Annotated in this window: 13 protein-coding genes; 10 read left to right on the top strand and 3 right to left on the bottom strand. The window is 52.0% G+C overall.

What is annotated here, in order from left to right; genetic code table 11:
* Positions 1-66: 66 nt before the first annotated feature.
* The 4 genes from ACYVAM_RS01020 (at position 67) to ACYVAM_RS01005 (ending at position 4,275) form a co-directional block, all read left to right on the top strand.
* Positions 67-1,491, top strand: coding sequence for an FGGY-family carbohydrate kinase (locus ACYVAM_RS01020; RefSeq protein ID WP_461063027.1), 1,425 nt, complete (start codon positions 67-69; stop codon positions 1,489-1,491).
* Between the two features lie 21 nt (positions 1,492-1,512).
* Entirely contained in the window at positions 1,513-2,649 is a 1,137-nt protein-coding gene (locus ACYVAM_RS01015) for a glycoside hydrolase family 88/105 protein (RefSeq protein WP_461063025.1), read from the top strand.
* A gap of 88 nt (positions 2,650-2,737) precedes the next feature.
* A complete protein-coding gene (rhaM, locus tag ACYVAM_RS01010) occupies positions 2,738-3,052 on the top strand; it encodes an L-rhamnose mutarotase (protein ID WP_461063023.1) in 315 nt (104 codons plus the stop codon).
* A 179-nt stretch (positions 3,053-3,231) separates the two neighbouring features.
* Entirely contained in the window at positions 3,232-4,275 is a 1,044-nt protein-coding gene (locus tag ACYVAM_RS01005) for a sialidase family protein (protein WP_461063021.1), read from the top strand.
* A 63-nt stretch (positions 4,276-4,338) separates the two neighbouring features.
* On the opposite strand, the gene ACYVAM_RS01000 is transcribed toward ACYVAM_RS01005, so the two are convergent.
* The gene (locus tag ACYVAM_RS01000) at positions 4,339-5,283 is read right to left on the bottom strand and encodes a YihY/virulence factor BrkB family protein (protein WP_461063019.1); all 945 of its coding nucleotides are present in this window, start codon (positions 5,281-5,283) and stop codon (positions 4,339-4,341) included.
* Between the two features lie 218 nt (positions 5,284-5,501).
* Here ACYVAM_RS01000 and ACYVAM_RS00995 point away from each other — a divergent pair, with 218 nt between their 5' ends.
* The 3 genes from ACYVAM_RS00995 to ACYVAM_RS00985 are packed head-to-tail and all read left to right on the top strand — an operon-like array spanning position 5,502 to position 9,315.
* On the top strand, positions 5,502-6,041 hold the full coding sequence (locus tag ACYVAM_RS00995) for a (2Fe-2S)-binding protein (protein WP_461063017.1): 540 nt from the start codon (positions 5,502-5,504) through the stop codon (positions 6,039-6,041).
* The gene (locus tag ACYVAM_RS00990; RefSeq protein WP_461063015.1) at positions 6,038-7,069 is read left to right on the top strand and encodes an FAD binding domain-containing protein; all 1,032 of its coding nucleotides are present in this window, start codon (positions 6,038-6,040) and stop codon (positions 7,067-7,069) included. Before ACYVAM_RS00995 ends, ACYVAM_RS00990 begins: the two co-directional genes overlap by 4 nt.
* Positions 7,066-9,315, top strand: coding sequence for a xanthine dehydrogenase family protein molybdopterin-binding subunit (locus ACYVAM_RS00985; RefSeq protein ID WP_461063013.1), 2,250 nt, complete (start codon positions 7,066-7,068; stop codon positions 9,313-9,315). The genes ACYVAM_RS00990 and ACYVAM_RS00985 overlap by 4 nt, the downstream gene beginning before the upstream one ends.
* 79 nt (positions 9,316-9,394) lie before the next feature.
* On the opposite strand, the gene ACYVAM_RS00980 is transcribed toward ACYVAM_RS00985, so the two are convergent.
* Positions 9,395-10,987 (bottom strand): serine hydrolase domain-containing protein, encoded by a 1,593-nt coding sequence (locus ACYVAM_RS00980; RefSeq protein WP_461063012.1) that lies wholly within the window; start codon positions 10,985-10,987, stop codon positions 9,395-9,397.
* A gap of 176 nt (positions 10,988-11,163) precedes the next feature.
* Between ACYVAM_RS00980 and ACYVAM_RS00975 the strand changes: the two genes are divergently transcribed.
* Positions 11,164-11,664, top strand: a complete 501-nt coding sequence (locus tag ACYVAM_RS00975) for a YybH family protein (protein ID WP_461063011.1) — start codon at positions 11,164-11,166, stop codon at positions 11,662-11,664.
* Positions 11,665-11,836: 172 nt separating this feature from the next.
* Here the strand turns inward: ACYVAM_RS00975 and ACYVAM_RS00970 are convergent, their stop codons facing one another.
* On the bottom strand, positions 11,837-13,564 hold the full coding sequence (locus tag ACYVAM_RS00970; protein WP_461063010.1) for a glutamine--tRNA ligase/YqeY domain fusion protein: 1,728 nt from the start codon (positions 13,562-13,564) through the stop codon (positions 11,837-11,839).
* A gap of 376 nt (positions 13,565-13,940) precedes the next feature.
* Between ACYVAM_RS00970 and ACYVAM_RS00965 the strand changes: the two genes are divergently transcribed.
* Both ACYVAM_RS00965 and ACYVAM_RS00960 read left to right on the top strand, forming a co-directional pair.
* Positions 13,941-15,287, top strand: a complete 1,347-nt coding sequence (locus tag ACYVAM_RS00965; RefSeq protein WP_461063009.1) for a TolC family protein — start codon at positions 13,941-13,943, stop codon at positions 15,285-15,287.
* A gap of 113 nt (positions 15,288-15,400) precedes the next feature.
* Positions 15,401-16,564, top strand: a complete 1,164-nt coding sequence (locus tag ACYVAM_RS00960) for an efflux RND transporter periplasmic adaptor subunit (RefSeq protein ID WP_461063008.1) — start codon at positions 15,401-15,403, stop codon at positions 16,562-16,564.
* The last annotated feature ends 83 nt before the right edge of the window (positions 16,565-16,647 follow it).

Genomic DNA, 16,647 nt, shown 5'->3' with positions numbered 1-16,647 from the left:
TAGATGAATGATGAAATATGAATGAGCTTACCAGAGCCATATATTCATTGTCATTCATCATTAATCATGCATAATTCATCATTTATGAATGTCATTGCCATCTTCGATATTGGGAAGACCAATAAAAAGCTGTTCCTCTTCGATGAGGAGTACCGAATCGTTTGGGAGAAATCGGAGCAGTTCGTTGAAATTCCGGATGAAGACGGCGACCTGTGTGAAGACCTGAGTCGGTTAACGTCCTGGATAAGATCATCCCTGACGGAGGTACTGGCCCTACCTGACTTCTCTGTTCGAGCGGTTAACTTCTCAACGTATGGAGCTAGTCTGGTCCTGATTGATCGCGAAGGAAAGCCGTTATGTCCGCTCTACAATTATCTGAAAGCCTACCCACCGGCGTTGTTGCAGCAGTTTTTCAGTACATACGGACCTGAATCAGAAATCACCCGGCAAACGGCCTCACCCTCGCTGAGTAGCTTGAACTCGGGGCTTCAGCTATACCGATTCAAACACGAGCAGCCCGATTTGTTCGAACGACTGGCTTATGTACTCCACTTGCCGCAGTATGCCAGTTATTTGATCAGCCAATGGCCGGTTTCGGATCTGACCAGTATCGGATGTCATACTATGCTCTGGGATTTTGATCAGCAGGCGTATCATGCCTGGGTCGGCCAGGAGAAACTCGATGCGTATCTGGCTCCGGTTGTTCCATCTGACTCGGCCCGTCTGGTCACTGTCGATGGCAAATCCATTCAGGCCGGGGTTGGCCTTCACGATAGTTCGGCGGCTTTGATTCCCTATCTGGCGTCTTTTCAGGAGCCGTTTGTGCTGATCTCAACTGGGACCTGGTGCGTGAGCATGAACCCATTCAACAGCAGTCCGTTAACGCCGGAGGAACTTCAGTATGACTGTCTCAACTACATGCATTATAAAGGGCAGCCCGTTAAATCGGCCCGCCTGTTTGCTGGTTATGAACATGAGCAACAGGTAAAACGCCTGGCCGATCATTATCAGGTACCTGTTGATTCCTACGCTCGGGTAGCGTATGACCCTGGTCTTATTGAGCAGTTGCGTCAGCATTCGGGTCCGGTAACGACGGAAGAGGATGCTAGAGGAAAGCAATTATTATCCATGCAGGGGTCTTTATTCGGGCTGCGTGACCTGACGAATTTCGCATCGTACGAGGAAGGGTATCATCAGTTGATGCTGGACATTGTCGCCCAGCAATTGATTTCAACGAACCTCGTGCTCGCCGATACATCCGATAACCGGGTCGAGGTGAAACGGCTTTTTGTGGATGGCGGCTTTGGCAAAAATCCTATTTACATGAACCTGCTGGCGAAAGCCTTTCCCGACATCGACGTGTATGCCGCATCGGTAGCACAAGCCTCGGCTTTGGGAGCCGCCCTGGCCATTCATCCGTATTGGAATGTACATCCGCTGCCGAGCGATTGTGTCGAGCTTAAGCAGTACACGAATTCGGTTGCCGCCTGACAAGTTTTTGACCCTATCCAAATGATAGATAAATCGTTAGCTGGCCGCCTTGTCGCCCTTTTTCTGGCTTTTACCTTAGCCACACAGGCGCAGACACTTCCGGCCCGTAAGGATATTCTGGCAAAAATGACGTTGGCCAATGCGTACTTCAGGCAGGCCTGGCCCGACCCTGGCAAGGAAATCGTAACCAATAAAACGCGCCCCAGCAACATCTGGACACGGGCGGTTTATTACGAAGGACTAATGGCGCTTTATGGGGTTGACCCGCAAAAAGCCTATTACGACTACGCTGTCGATTGGGGCAGTAAGCACCAATGGGGTTTGCGGTCTGGTGTCAGCACCCGTAATGCCGACGACCAGTGCTGCGGTCAAACCTACATCGAGCTGTATGAGGTCGATCAAAAGCCGGAACGGTTGCACGATATTAAAGCGTCCATCGATGCAATGGTGGCGAGTGATAAAGTCGATGACTGGAACTGGGTCGATGCGCTGCAAATGGCAATGCCGGTGTTTGCTCAATTGGGCGTTCTTGAAAAGAGTCCGGCTTATTTCGAGAAGATGTATCAGATCTATTTGTACTCGAAAACCCGGCACGGGGGCAGTGGTCTCTATAATCCAACTGATGGGTTGTGGTGGCGGGATAAAGATTTTGTGCCTCCCTACAAAGAGCCGAACGGAAAAAACTGCTACTGGTCGCGGGGAAATGGCTGGGTCGTAGCGGCCCTGGTTCGGGTGCTGGACATTCTGCCGAAAGATGCTCCCCACCGGGACGAGTACCAGAAAACATACCTTGAGATGATGAATGCGCTGCCGCCTTTACAGCGTCCCGACGGCTACTGGAACGTTAGTCTGCACGACCCGACGAACTTCGGTGGGAAAGAACTCACCGGAACGGCTCTTTTTGTTTATGGCATGGCCTGGGGAGTCAACCGGGGCTTACTGGATGGGAAGGTATATAAGCCCACCATCACAAAAGCCTGGACCGCCATGGCTACCGAGTCCGTACACCCGAACGGTTTTCTGGGCTATGTACAGGGAACCGGCAAAGAACCGAAAGATGGTCAGCCGGTTACCTACGACAGTAAGCCGGATTTTGAGGATTACGGACTGGGTTGTTTTCTGCTGGCCGGCACGGAATTGTATAAAATGAAACGATGAGTGTTAGGGTTTGTAGTTTGTTGTTGGCTGACGCCTATATAGCTTCGCGCACCACACACTACAAACCACAAGCTGTAAACCCCAAACAATGGAAGAAGTAGCGTTTACGATGAAACTGAAACCGGGCGTGGCGGCTGAATACCAACGTCGGCACGATACGATCTGGCCGGAGTTAACCGCTGCCCTCAAGGAGGCAGGCATCCGGGATTATTCGATTTACCTCGACCACGCAACGGGAACATTGTTTGCCGTGCAGAAGCGTCTGCCAGACCATACCACCGAGGCATTGCCTGGATTGCCCATTATGCAGCGTTGGTGGGCCTATATGGCCGATTTGATGGAAACGAATCCCGATAATTCACCCGTTACCGTTTCCTTAACGCGGGTGTTTCATCAGGAGTAGTCTTATTTAATGGAGCATTCGAAAGGGAGCAGGCCAAATTTATACAGATAAGGCCTTGCACCTTACTCCTATGATCCTTTCTTTTGACATCGAGGAAACTGGGCACTTTTTTGGAAATGTTCAGTCATCTATCAGAACGTTGCTACGATTGGGCAACGAATTAACCACTAACTACATCCGTGAAAATCTTACCAGTCCTGCTCGTTCTCATTGCATTAGGCACAGGGAGTCAGGGGCTTTTTGCCCAGCCCGGTAATCCAGCCATTCTTCGCAGCGAACTAATTTACGAACAGCCTCCCACACCCGAATGTCATGCCTCTACCATTGCCGAAACGCCGAATGGACTGGTTGCGGCCTGGTTCGGGGGCGAGTATGAGCGGCACCCTAATGTGGGTATTTGGGTCAGTAGCCGAACAGATAAGAACTGGTCCACGCCGGTAGAAGTTGCGACGGGTGTGCAACCCGATGGCAAACACCTGCCGTGCTGGAACCCGGTTCTTTTTCAGATACCCAAGGGAGAATTGCTGCTGTTCTATAAAGTTGGCCCCAGCCCATCGACTTGGTGGGGGCTGCTGAAACGCTCCAAAGACGGCGGCAAAACCTGGTCAGAAGCCGAGCGACTTCCTGACGGCATTGTAGGACCGATCAAAAACAAGCCTGTTTTGCTGGCTTCCGGGGCTTTATTATGCCCCAGCAGTTCCGAAGATCATAACTGGCGCGTGCATTTTGAGAAGACCAGCGATTGGGGAAAAACGTGGCAGAAAACGGCCCCCATCAATGAGGGCGTTACGGATGGGGCGATTCAACCCAGCATCTTGTTTCATCCCAACGGCCAGTTGCAGGCCCTATGTCGTAGCCAGAAAGTTGGCTATATACTCGAAACCTGGTCAAAAGATGGAGGCAAAAGCTGGTCGCCATTGCAGAAAACGACCCTGCTGAATCCTAACTCGGGAACGGACGCGGTGACCCTCAAAGACGGTCGTCAGGTGCTGGTTTACAACCCGGTCGGGAATAAGGAAGGACGTGGCGGAGCCCGCACACCCCTCGACGTTGCCATTTCCGACGATGGGAAAACCTGGAAAACACTGGCTGTTCTCGAAAATGAACCCGGTGAATTTTCGTATCCGGCGGTCATTCAAACGGCGGATGGACTGGTCCACGTAACCTACACCTGGAAACGTAAACGCATCAAACACGTTGTGCTCGACCCGAAAAAGGCGTAGTGGACGTTGGTTGATCTGATTTATTTTCGCCGGATTTTTACCCGTCGAGAATAAAAATATCTCCTATTTTTTAGGCGGCAAAGCAGCCACATCGCGTTCCCGTTCGGTTTGTTCAACATAAACGGCGTAATCTGCCGGTTCAATTTTAATTCCGAAATGATTGGCGTATGCCTGGGTGAACTCAGCACCAAAATAGAGAATGGCGGCTGTATAATAGATCCACGTCAGAATGACGATCAGCGAGCCTGCTGCCCCATAGGCCGAACTGGTGCTGGTTGTTTCGATGTATAAACCAATCAGGTAACGCCCGAGCATAAAAAGTAGGGCAGTAAATAAAGCGCCCCAGCGGACATCTTTCCAGGCAATCTTCGCATCGGGGAGTACCTTGAAAATGATGGCGAAGAGCGCCGTTACCACCGCTGTACTGATCAGGAAATTGAGCGCCGTGATCAAAATGTAGCCTATGCCGGGTATATACCGGGTAATGATGTCACTCATGGCCAAAACAAGCCCGTTAATAATCAGAGACACCAACAATAAAAACCCTAGGCTGACCACCAGGGAGGAAGAGAGTAATCGGTCTTTCAGGAGCTTCAGCCAGCCCCGTTTTGGTTTGGCTTTTACCCGCCAGATCAGGTTCACCGAATCCTGAATCTCCACGAAAATACTGGTTGCTCCAACCACCAGCGTGATAATTCCGATGACCAGCGCTGTGTTGGTTTTGCCGGATAAACCGACGTTTTTGATCATATCCTGAATCTGCTTAGCGGCTTCATTACCTACTAATCCATTTAACTGGGAAAATATTTGCCCCTGAATGGCTTCCTGGCCCAGGAAAATACTGACGACGGAGATGATGAGTACCAGCAGGGGAGCCAGCGAGAAGACCGTGTAGTAAGCCAGAGCGGCACTTAACTTTAAACACCGGTCGTCCAGGAAACCGTTGAACGCATCCCGAATGACGATCCACAGGTCAGAGAAGAAAGATTTTATGCGCTTGGTTGCCATATACGATGAGTTGGCTTACGTGCTACTGCTAGTAGGATGACTGAGTTGTTGCATAAGGTATGTGTAGAGTCTAACTAAAATACACATGAGTTGTTGGCCATGCATCGGGTAAATCCAGCCTACAGGTCGATAAGTCCCTGTTCCCGTTGAAATGGATTTTAAACAACCACTGCTACATAAGGTTCTGAATTGAGTGGACAAATCTTACTCAATACGCTATGAACCCTGCTGTAGAGTCGTACCCGCCCAGCCAGCGGCTGCCATCGTTGCCCCCCATTCATTCCGTGCGGCTAACGGTTAATGGAAACGAAACAGAATTACAGATTGCCCCCTGGACAACCCTGCTCGACGCCCTGCGGGAATACATGGATCTGACGGGTACCAAGAAGGGCTGTGATCATGGCCAGTGTGGAGCCTGCACGGTATTGGTAAACGGCAAACGGATCAATTCCTGCCTTACGCTTGCCATTATGCAGGAAGATACTGAAATCACTACGATCGAGGGATTAGCGCAGCCGGATGGTAACCCGATAGGGCAACTCCACCCCCTTCAGCAGGCCTTTATTGAGCACGATGCTTTCCAGTGCGGCTATTGCACCCCCGGTCAAATCTGCTCGGCAGTGGGGCTTATCAATGAAGGGAAAGCCAAAACGACGGCCGATATACGCGAACTGATGAGCGGCAATATCTGCCGGTGTGGCGCTTATACGAACATCGTTGACGCGATTGAGGACGTCCTTAACCAGAAAACGGCATGAACAGCTTCACCTATACTCGAACCGATGCCGTAGACACCGCTGTACGCGAACGGGCATCCGAACAGACCGCCAAATTCGTGGCCGGGGGAACCAATCTCATTGATCTGATGAAGGAAAATGTAGAACGCCCCACGCGACTGATCGATATAACACGCCTTCCATTGGCAACCATATCCGACACGGTAAACGGGGGCTTGCGGCTCGGCGCGCTAATGACCAATGCCGATACGGCCTATGATGAGCAGGTTATTCAGCGGTATCCGTTACTATCGCAGGCCATTCTGGCTGGCGCGTCGCCCCAGTTGCGCAACATGGCCACGGATGGTGGCAACCTGCTGCAACGGACGCGCTGCTATTATTTCTACGATACCGCCACACCCTGCAACAAACGGGAGCCTGGCTCGGGCTGCTCGGCCATAAATGGGTACAACCGGATTCACGCGATACTGGGTACCACTGATGCGGGCCGTACCGGTGAGTCGACCTGCATCGCTACGCATCCGTCAGATATGTGTGTTGCCCTTGCGGCTCTGGAAGCGGAGGTGCGTGTGAAAGGCAGCAACGGGGAGCGCACCATTCCCTTCGCTGAGTTTCACCGGTTACCCGGCGACACCCCCCATATCGACAACACGCTGGAACCCGACGAACTGATCACCTCGATTGACTTGCCCGCACGTGGATTTCCCAAATTCCATACCTACCTGAAACTACGGGATCGGGCCTCGTATGCCTTTGCGCTGGTATCGGTAGCCGTTGGGTTAGAAATGGATCGGAGCGACGGTCGTGGTGATGTCATCACAACAGCCCGAATTGCACTCGGTGGCGTAGCGCACAAACCCTGGCGCAAACCCGAGGCCGAGGCTCTGCTGGTTGGAAAACCGGCAACGAAAGAAAATTTCCAGGCTGCCGCCGAATTGTTGCTGGCAGGCGCCCAGGGATTTGGTCATAATACATTTAAAATCGAACTGGCTAAACGCGCGATTATCCGGGCGTTGGGACAGGCCGCTAAACTCGAACCTACCGCATGAGTACGCCACCAGTTGTGACCCCATCAATAGGAAAACCGATCAGCCGCGTCGATGGCGTGGATAAGGTAACAGGTAAGGCGAAGTATGCCGCCGAATTCAACGTGCCGGATCTGGCCTATGGCGTTGTTGTGTCCAGTGCCATTGCCAAAGGTAAAATTAACCATATCGATACGAGCGATGCGCTGTCGCTCGATGGTGTTTTAGCTGTTTTTACGCACGAAAACCGGCCGAAACTGGCCTGGTTCGATATCAGCTATAAAGACCAGGATGCGCCACCGGGCTCGCCGTTCCGGCCGTTATACGACGCAACCATCAAATACAGCGGACAACCCATCGCGCTGGTTGTGGCCGAAACGTTTGAACTGGCCCGGTATGCAGCCACGCTGATTCGGGTCGATTATAAGGAGGTTTCCCACGAAACCAGTTTGGAAGCCAACCTGCACCAGGCTCGTAAACCAAAGTCGGGTATCGCATCGTTGCTGAAACCACCGCCACCTAAACCCCGGGGCGACTTCGAAAAGGCTTATACAGAGGCCCCTGTAGCCATGAATGGCCGGTATGTCCATGCGGCAGAACACCACAATCCGATGGAGCTATTCGCCACGACGGTTGCTTACGAAAAGGGTGGTAAGCTGACCATTTATGACAAAACACAGGGCGTAACGAACAGCATTCTGTACGTAACACAGGTATTTAACATTCCCTTCAAGGATGTTCGGGTGCTTTCGCCCTACATGGGTGGCGGGTTTGGGTCGGGTTTACGGCCTCAATACCAGTTGTTTATGGCCGTCATGGCGGCTCGTGAACTGAAGCGGTCCGTGCGGGTTTCGCTGACACGCCAGCAGATGTTCACTTTCGGTCACCGTCCCGCTACCGTCCAGAATGTTGCGCTGGGTGCCTTGGCCGATGGGACGATGAACGCGCTTTATCATGACGCCGTGGGCGAAACGTCGCAGTTTGAAGATTATACCGAAGTCGTTGTCAATTGGGGGGGCATGCTTTACCCCGCCGAAAATGTCAAGATGGACTACAAACTGGTGCCACTGGATGTGTACAGCCCCCTCGATATGCGGGCGCCGGGTGGGGTAACGGGCATGTCGGCTCTGGAAGAGGCCATGGATGAACTGGCGTACAATGTAGGGATGGACCCGCTGGAATTTCGGCTTAAAAACTATACCGATCTGGACCATAACCAGAAACTGCCCTATTCCAGTAAGGAGCTTAGGGAATGTTTCCGGCAGGGAGCCGAGCGGTTTGGCTGGTCGAGCCGTACGCCAGAACCCCGTTCCATGAAGAAAGACCATAACCTGATTGGCTGGGGCATGGCGACCGGTATCTGGGAAGCGAATCAGATGCCAGCTCGTGCCGAAGCCGTTTTGATGGTGAATGGAAAACTTCGGGTAAGCAGTGCCACGGCCGATATCGGTACGGGAACGTATACGATTATGACACAAATTGCTGCCGATACGCTCGGTCTGCCAGTCAGTGACGTGCTGTTTAAACTGGGCGATACCGATATGCCGATCGCGCCTATTTCGGGTGGTTCGTGGACGGCTGCCACAGTAGGCTCGGCGGTGCAGGCTGCCTGCCAGGCGGTAGGGAAAACGCTGCTTAAGCTCGCCAAGAAAATGCCCAATTCACCCTTCAAAGGGGTTAAATGGGACGACGTTACGTTCTTCGATAAGCACATGCGCCTGAAAAGTGACCCGTCCGTTTCGCTTTCGTTGCAAACGCTGGTTGACCTCAATGGCGGCAAAGCTGTTCGTGAAACGACGGGTGCTTTGCCCAATATGCTCAAGCAAAAGAACTACACGCGCAGCGCTCACTCGGCTGTTTTCGTCGAAGTCATGGTCGATGAAGAGTTGGGTACGGTGAAGGTGACCCGCGCGGTGAGTGCCATTGCGGGTGGTCGCATTCTGAATCCGAAGACCGCCCGTAGTCAGATATTGGGTGGTATGGTTTGGGGAATCAGTAAAGCCCTCGAAGAAGAAAGCGTCATGGACCACCAGTTCGGGCGTTTTATGAACCACAATCTGTCGGAATACCACGTGGCGGTGAACGCGGATATTCATGACCTTGATGTCATTTTCGTGGAAGAGCACGATGACATCGTGAACCCGCTGGGCGTAAAAGGCCTGGGTGAAATTGGCATTGTGGGCATGCCCGCAGCCATCGCCAACGCCGTTTTTCACGCAACAGGCCGCCGGGTTCGCGATCTGCCCATTACGCTAGATAAGTTGTTATAGTGTATACGAAAAACAGAGGGTCTAAGGGTATGAACCAGTTTTAGTTTGGTTCATACCCTTAAACCCCTGTCTTCTAGAATCAGGCTGTCATTTTTCCTTCCAGCACGGGTCGTTTGTCCTTCGTCTTATTGAGGGTGTTCAGACTACTTTGGAATTCGACCTGAACGCCATCTTTACCGAATTTGCAGGTAACGGTGTCGTAGTGAGCTGTTTCGATGAACCGCCAGATCATAACGAACGTGTTGGCATCCTGCCAACTGCCGCTGCCCGCTACTTTTCGGACGGGGCCGCCCGGCACAACCGTCGGGGTTAGTGAAAGCGGAGCGACCGAAAATGTGGTTGTGCTATCCCGGTAGCGGCCAACGCCACACAGCACCTGATGGTCGCCCTGGTCATCCTGAAGTTTGAAGATGCACCCATCTTTCCCGAACGTCAGCGAGACGTCTTTGACATGCAGGGAATTCTCGGCAACGGCAAACGTCTTGCCGCTTATCTGGCTCGCTACCGTTGAACTGGCTTGCGAACTAGGGGGCGTTAAGGCCAGTGTCGTCAGTTTTTGGGTCAGTGCGGCCTGCTTTATTTTGTCGGCAGGCAGCCCATTGCCCTGAAGCGCTGGTAAAATGTGATCCCAGACGGCATTGAGAATACCCTGCATATCTGCCGACTCGGATGTGATAGCCACAACGGCGTCCTCCTTGGGTAATACAATGCAAAACTGACCAAAGGCACCATCGCCCCGGTAGGCATCGTGGCGGCACCGCCAGAATTGATACCCATATCCCTGAATCCAGTCGTTAACACCGGCATCGCCTTTGCCGCCTTTGGAGTCCACTTCGGCGCGGGTGGCATCGGCAATCCAGGATGCAGAGATCAGTCGTTTGCCGTTCCAGACGCCTTTTTGCAGATAAAGCTGTCCAAACTTGGCAATGTCTTCGGTGCGCAGCCGAAGCCCCCAACCGCCGGTATTGATCCCATTTGGATCAACTTCCCAGTCTTCGCCTTCAATGCCCAGCGGCCCGAACAGGCGCGGTTTGAGGTATTCGATGACGGGCATACCGGTTAGCTTCTGCACGATAGCGGAAAGCATGTAGGTAGCTCCGCTGTTGTATACGAAGAATGTTCCGGGCTTATGGTCAACGGGTTGCGCCAGAAACGATTTTATCCAGTTGGTATCCGTGCCGCCCCGGAGCGATGGCGTTGTATCTTTATCATGCCCCGTCGACATGGTGAGTAAATCTTTCACCCGCATGGCTGCCAGGTTATCGCTGATCGTTGCCGGGACATCTTTCGGAAAGAACGAAACAACCTTATCTTCTACAGTCAGCCGTTTTTCGGCTATGGCCATGCCAACAGCCGTTGAGGTAAAGCTTTTACTCAACGAATACAGCGTGTGTTTAAGGTCGGGCGCATACGGAGCCCACCAGCCTTCGGCCACGACCTGCCCGTGCCGTAGCACCATGACACTATGCACATTGAGTTTTTTGGCTTCGATAGTATTGACAAAATCCAGCAGACCACCGGGCGCAACACCTTGTTTTTCAGGCAAGCTGCGAGATAATTTGCCTGATTTGGTCGGGGCTGTCCAGGCGCTTACGGGTAGGGTAGTGGCAATGCTCAGGCCAACGGATCCAAAGCCAAGTTGCCGAAGGAAGTCTCTGCGGTTGAGGTTCATTGGGTTCACAATGGGATTATACTGGCAAACGGTTGACCAACGCGATTGCGTGGCGTAGTTTTATCAAAAGTAGGAAGTAAGGTAGTAGCTACTACTCACTGGATGGAATTTAATCGATCGTCGATCGTAATCTTGATAAATAGCTACTGCCGTTTATTATACACTATCTTCATGTCATGAAGAAAATCGTGCTCGTGTATTTATTTCCGGTTCTATTTGTTGGGTTGGTGCCGCTTTATTCACTGGCTCAGGGCGGGGCTGAATCGAAAGCCGACGAGAGACTAATTCGTGCCTTGAGGTTGCAGTCGAATGAAGCCATTCAGGCGCGAAATCTTGCCGGATTTGGACAAACAATGCGAGCCGACATTGACGTAACCCGAGGAAGTGGTTCCCATGTGTCGGGCCGTGATTCGGTGCTGGCGTCGGTGTCCGTCCAGTTCAGGGACAAGTCGTTTCTTGGTTATGTGCGGATGACGGATAGCGTACAGGTGAGTACATCGGCTCCCCTCGCTGCTGAACAGGGGCATTGGGTCGGGCGTTTTCAGCGACCCGACGGGATTCAAACCATAACCGGTGTTTACCTGACCATGTGGCAAAAAGACAGTGAGGGCTGGCGAATTCGTTCTGAGCTATTTGTAAGTCTGGCCTGCTCGGGCAGTGCCGCCTGCGGAAAGTGATTGGCGATTTAATCAGTATAACCAGGAAGATTCTCTACATTCTGGGTGATTGTTCGTCATACCCAGGCCATGCAGAAAGCAGAAACCTTGTGCTTATAGATGGGTTAAATTCCGACAATGACTCAGAATTCTTAAGTCATTGCCGGAATTCATGTCAGAAATGGTACTGGCATTACCCCTTCTTCTGCTCTTTCGCCCAGGCGTCTTTCAGCGTGACGGTCCGGTTGAAAACGGGTCGATCGGCGGTAGAATCAGGGTCGCTGATGAAGTACCCTTTGCGCATAAACTGCACGTTCGTTGGCGAGCTCGATTGGATGGACGCAACCAGCGACGGCTCGACAAACGCCCGAACGACCGTTAACGAATTCGGGTTGAGCAATTCTTTAAAATCCCGATCGTCGGCGGCCGGGTTTTCGACCGAGAACAGGCGGTCGTACAGACGCACCTCAGCCTCGACGGCGTGGGGCACCGATACCCAGTGAATGGTACCTTTAACGTTGATGCCCGACGTATCGGAACCGCTCCGGCTCTCCGGAATGTAAGAGCAACGCAGTTCGATGATCTCGCCCGCATTATCTTTCACTACCTCGTCGCACTTAATAATGTAGGCCCCTTTAAGTCGAACCATACCGCCCGGAAACAGCCGGAAGAACTTCTTGGGAGGATTTTCCATGAAATCATCCCGTTCGATGTACACCTCCCGGCTAAACGGCACATCGCGTTCACCCGATGCCGGATCTTCCGGATTGTTCTCGATCCGCATGATTTCTTCCCGGCCAACTTCGTAATTGGTCAGGACGAGCTTGAGGGGTTTTTCGTCCAGAACGGCCATAACCCGATGAGTCGTTTTGTTCAGTTCTTCACGGATGCAGAACTCGAGCAGACCAACATCGATCAGGTTGTCCCGTTTGGCAATGCCGATCCGGTCAGCAAATTCACGGAGGCTGGCCGGTGTATAGCCCCGCCGACGAATGCCCGCGATGGTTGGCATACGCGGATCGTCCCAACCCGTTACGTGCCCTTCTTCCACCAATAGTTTCAGCTTACGTTTGCTCATGACCGTGTAGGTCAGGTTCAGTCGGGCAAATTCGATCTGGCGGGAAGGGAAAATGCTTAATTTATCAATAAACCATTCGTACAGAGGCCGGTGTACTTCAAACTCCAGCGTACACAACGAATGGGTAATATGTTCGATGGCGTCGGACTGCCCGTGGGCAAAATCGTACATGGGGTAAATGCACCAGGTATCGCCCGTGCGGTGGTGATGCGCGTGTTTGATGCGGTAAATGATAGGATCGCGCAACTGCATATTTGGCGATGCCATATCGACCTTCGCCCGGAGCACTTTCGCCCCATCGGGATACTCACCCGCCTTCATCTGCCGGAACAGATCGAGGTTCTCATCGACGCTCCGGTCGCGGTACTGGTTTATCTTTCCCGGTTCGGTCGGGGTTCCTTTTTGAGCCGCTATTTCCTCCGCAGTGGAATCGTCGACATACGCTAACCCTTTCTGGATCAGGGTTTCGGCAAACTGATAAATCTGATCGAAGTAGTCAGATGCGTAAAACTCATTTTCCCAGGTAAAGCCAAGCCAGCGGACATCGTTCTTGATGGAGTCGACGTATTCGGTATCCTCCGTAACGGGGTTTGTATCATCGAACCGGAGATTTGTTTGTCCGCCGTATTTGTCGGCCAGACCGAAGTTGAGACAAATCGACTTGGCGTGGCCAATGTGCAGATAGCCGTTTGGCTCGGGCGGAAAACGGGTATGCACCCGGCCACCGTTCTTGCCCGACGCTAAATCGTCTTCAACAATTTGTTCAATAAAATTCAAGGATCCTCCGGCGTTATTGCGGTCTGCCGCACTGTGTTCGTCGGAGTCTTTCGTTACTTCAGTCATGTCGCTTAATCGCTGCTGATAAAGCCCCGAAATTACGGGCTTTGAGCGGGTTTGACAAACCCGAGCCCAGTTGTTTTAAAATGAAAGCCTACTTACCGAAAAACCACTAGCTAAGTAAGCCGCGTACTCGTTGCGTTCATTTCCAACTTGCCGGCTGATCGGCAGTTTTCATTTTATAGATTCATTACTAATTGATAATCAGTAAGATATCAGTAAGAAATTTGCGTATTTTATTTGAAGAAAATTACTTAAGTAATCAAAGATCATTAATTAATTTATTATTACGAGTGAACAAAAGGGCAATCAGAAACAGTTGTTGGATAGTACACGTTGTTGACTAGTGTCATCAACGGATACGATTGCCACTCATTGATTTATGAAGAATTGTTGGTTTATCCTCCTCCTTGGAGTTATCAGCGCATGTTCGGGTTCGGTTTTCGCGCAAAAAACAGCAGACTCATTAGCCCGTCAGGCTTACCTGCCCGATTGTATTCAGTATGCTTTAGGCCACCAGCCTATTGTTCGCCAGTCATTTATTGATCAGGAAATTGCCGAACGGACGGTGCAAAGTGCGCTCGCAGCCTGGTATCCACAGATTGCCGCCGGTTACAACCTTATTCACAACATTAAGTTGCCGACGACGATCTTCCCTGATCCCACTACCGGCGAGAGTGTTCCCCGAACCATTGGCGCCAAAAACACGTCGACCGCTTCGTTATCCGTTACGCAAAGCATCTTCAACCGCGATGTGTTGCTGGCCAGCCGAACCGCCGATGCTTACCGTGTCCAGGCTTCCCAGAACACGGTCAGAAACAAGATCGATGTGGTTGTCAATGTCAGCAAAGCCTTCTACGATGTCGTTCTGACGCAGCGGCAGGTGGATATTCTAAGCGAAGACATTGCCCGGCTGCAACGGAGTCTGCAGGATGCGTCCAACCAGTACCAGGGGGGAATCGTTGACCGGACAGACCCGCAACGGGCACGGATTGCGCTCAACAACTCCCGTGCCCAGCAGAAGCAATACCGGGATCTGGTAGGGGCGAAGGTTCAAACGCTAAAGCAGCTCATGGGCTATCCGCCGAATGGCGTGCTTAATTTAACGTACGACACACTTCAACTGGCGAACGAGGTTATTTTGGATACAACTCTGCTGGCCAATCCCCAAAGCCGGATCGAATACCAGTTGCTGCAAACGCAGGGTCGCCTGCTGGCCGCTAATGTGCGCTATAACCGATGGGCTTATCTACCGTCCGTATCGGCTTTCGGTAATTATAATCTGCTGTATCAGAACAATGCCTTTGGTCAACTTTACAGTACATCGTTTCCTAATTCAGCCATAGGTTTAGCGGTTGCACTACCTATTTTTCAGGGGGGGCGACGAATACAACAGACGAAGATTGCGGAATTGCAGGTGCAGCGGTTGAACTGGGATCTGGCCGCGCTGACCAGCGCTGTCGACGCAGAGTATGCTCAGGCGCTGGCCAATTATAAGGGTAATCTGGCTAATTATCTGGCTCTCCGGGAAAACCAGGTACTCGCCGAAGATGTGTACCGAGTCATCAACCTTCAATACCGATCCGGTATAAAAACGTATCTGGACGTGACCATTGCCGAGGCTGATCTGAGAACCGCGCGGCTCAACGTATTCAATGCTTTATATCAGGTGTTAATCAGTAAGTTAGATGTTCAGCAGTCCCTGGGCGTTATTCAGTTTCAACAATAGCATACTACCTTAAAACGCAATGGTCGTTAGTCAGCGAACCCCCGGATCAATACCTGGTTCTTGTTAACAAACGGCCTATAGTAATTCGTACCGGCGACCCGGAACAATCATTTATGAAGCTTTTCAATCACCTACTTTTACTTACCGGAGGAGTGTTGCTAGCGGCTTGTGGCGGCAAAAAAGACGACCAGCAACAGGCTCCTCCGCCACCAACCGCCGTTTCTGCCGTGAAAGCCGAGCGGGAAAATGCAACCTATTACGATCAGTTCCCGGCCACCGTGACAGCCCTGGTCGAAGTGGAAATTCAACCGCAGGTATCGGGAAATATTACGGGTATTTTCTTTCAGGACGGGCAGCAGGTGCGCAAAGGGCAAAAGCTCTATACAATCGACCCGCAGCAATACCGGGCAGGCTACGACCAGGCAGTGGCGAACCTCAACGTTCAGAAAGCCAACCTAAACCGGGCGCAGAAAGACGCCGACCGCTATAATACCCTGGCGCAGCAGGACGCTGTTGCCAAACAACTGGTCGACAATGCCAATGCATCGCTGGAGGCTACCCGGATGCAGGTGGAAGCGGCTCAGGCTACGATTCGGCAGGTCGGTACGAATTTGAAATACACTACGATTTATGCCCCACTGGACGGTACAATTGGTATCTCGCAGGTGCGTCTTGGCGCGGCTGTAGCGCCGGGGTCGACACCCCTCAACACGATTTCGTCGGACAATCCGATTTCGGCCGATCTCCAGGTAGATGCTTCTGAAATACCGCGCTTTGTCAAGTTGCAGAATCAGAAAAATGCTGCCCGGGATTCGACCCTTCAGTTGGTGATGCCCGATGGGAGTACCTATAAATATCCCGGCTCTGTGCGCATCGTTGACCGCGCCGTCGACCCGCAAACGGGAACGTTACGCGTTCGGGTAGCCTTCCCGAATCCAGGTAAAGAACTGAAAGTAGGAATCAATGCCAATGTGCGGGTAAAAAACAGCACGGGTCAGCCTCAGTTGCTAATTCCTTACCAGGCCGTAATCGAGCAGATGAGCGAATACTTCGTTTTTGTCGTTGGCGACAGCAGCAAAGTAACTCAGAAAAAAGTGTCGCTGGGCGCCCGCATCAACGATAAAGTAATCGTTAAGAATGGCCTGAATGAAGGTGAAGTGGTGGTAACGGAAGGAACCCAGAAAGTACGTGAAGGCGCTAAAGTGCGGGTTACCTCTTCTGGTCAGGAAGGGAGCGCGAAGGGCGACTCCAGCAACAAACAAACAGCCGCAAAATAACTGAGCGAACGAATGAATGCGTGAACGAGCGGACTGACGCTCCGGCAAACATTCGCTCTTTCCTTCGTTCGCTCGTTCACTCT

The organism is Spirosoma horti, from assembly GCF_054776595.1.
The sequence above is the reverse complement of the archived record's forward strand: the minus strand, read 5'-3'. Positions and strand labels throughout refer to the sequence as shown.

What these genes read in the sequence shown, in the direction of transcription:
- ACYVAM_RS01020 (WP_461063027.1), top strand. Translation starts at nt 67, where the DNA reads ATGCATAATTCATCATTTATGAATGTCATTGCCATCTTCGATATTGGG.
- ACYVAM_RS01015 (WP_461063025.1), top strand. Translation starts at nt 1,513, where the DNA reads ATGATAGATAAATCGTTAGCTGGCCGCCTTGTCGCCCTTTTTCTGGCT.
- rhaM (WP_461063023.1), top strand. Translation starts at nt 2,738, where the DNA reads ATGGAAGAAGTAGCGTTTACGATGAAACTGAAACCGGGCGTGGCGGCT.
- ACYVAM_RS01000 (WP_461063019.1), bottom strand. Translation starts at nt 5,283, where the DNA reads ATGGCAACCAAGCGCATAAAATCTTTCTTCTCTGACCTGTGGATCGTC.
- ACYVAM_RS00995 (WP_461063017.1), top strand. Translation starts at nt 5,502, where the DNA reads ATGAACCCTGCTGTAGAGTCGTACCCGCCCAGCCAGCGGCTGCCATCG.
- ACYVAM_RS00990 (WP_461063015.1), top strand. Translation starts at nt 6,038, where the DNA reads ATGAACAGCTTCACCTATACTCGAACCGATGCCGTAGACACCGCTGTA.
- ACYVAM_RS00985 (WP_461063013.1), top strand. Translation starts at nt 7,066, where the DNA reads ATGAGTACGCCACCAGTTGTGACCCCATCAATAGGAAAACCGATCAGC.
- ACYVAM_RS00980 (WP_461063012.1), bottom strand. Translation starts at nt 10,987, where the DNA reads ATGAACCTCAACCGCAGAGACTTCCTTCGGCAACTTGGCTTTGGATCC.
- ACYVAM_RS00975 (WP_461063011.1), top strand. Translation starts at nt 11,164, where the DNA reads ATGAAGAAAATCGTGCTCGTGTATTTATTTCCGGTTCTATTTGTTGGG.
- ACYVAM_RS00970 (WP_461063010.1), bottom strand. Translation starts at nt 13,564, where the DNA reads ATGACTGAAGTAACGAAAGACTCCGACGAACACAGTGCGGCAGACCGC.
- ACYVAM_RS00965 (WP_461063009.1), top strand. Translation starts at nt 13,941, where the DNA reads ATGAAGAATTGTTGGTTTATCCTCCTCCTTGGAGTTATCAGCGCATGT.
- ACYVAM_RS00960 (WP_461063008.1), top strand. Translation starts at nt 15,401, where the DNA reads ATGAAGCTTTTCAATCACCTACTTTTACTTACCGGAGGAGTGTTGCTA.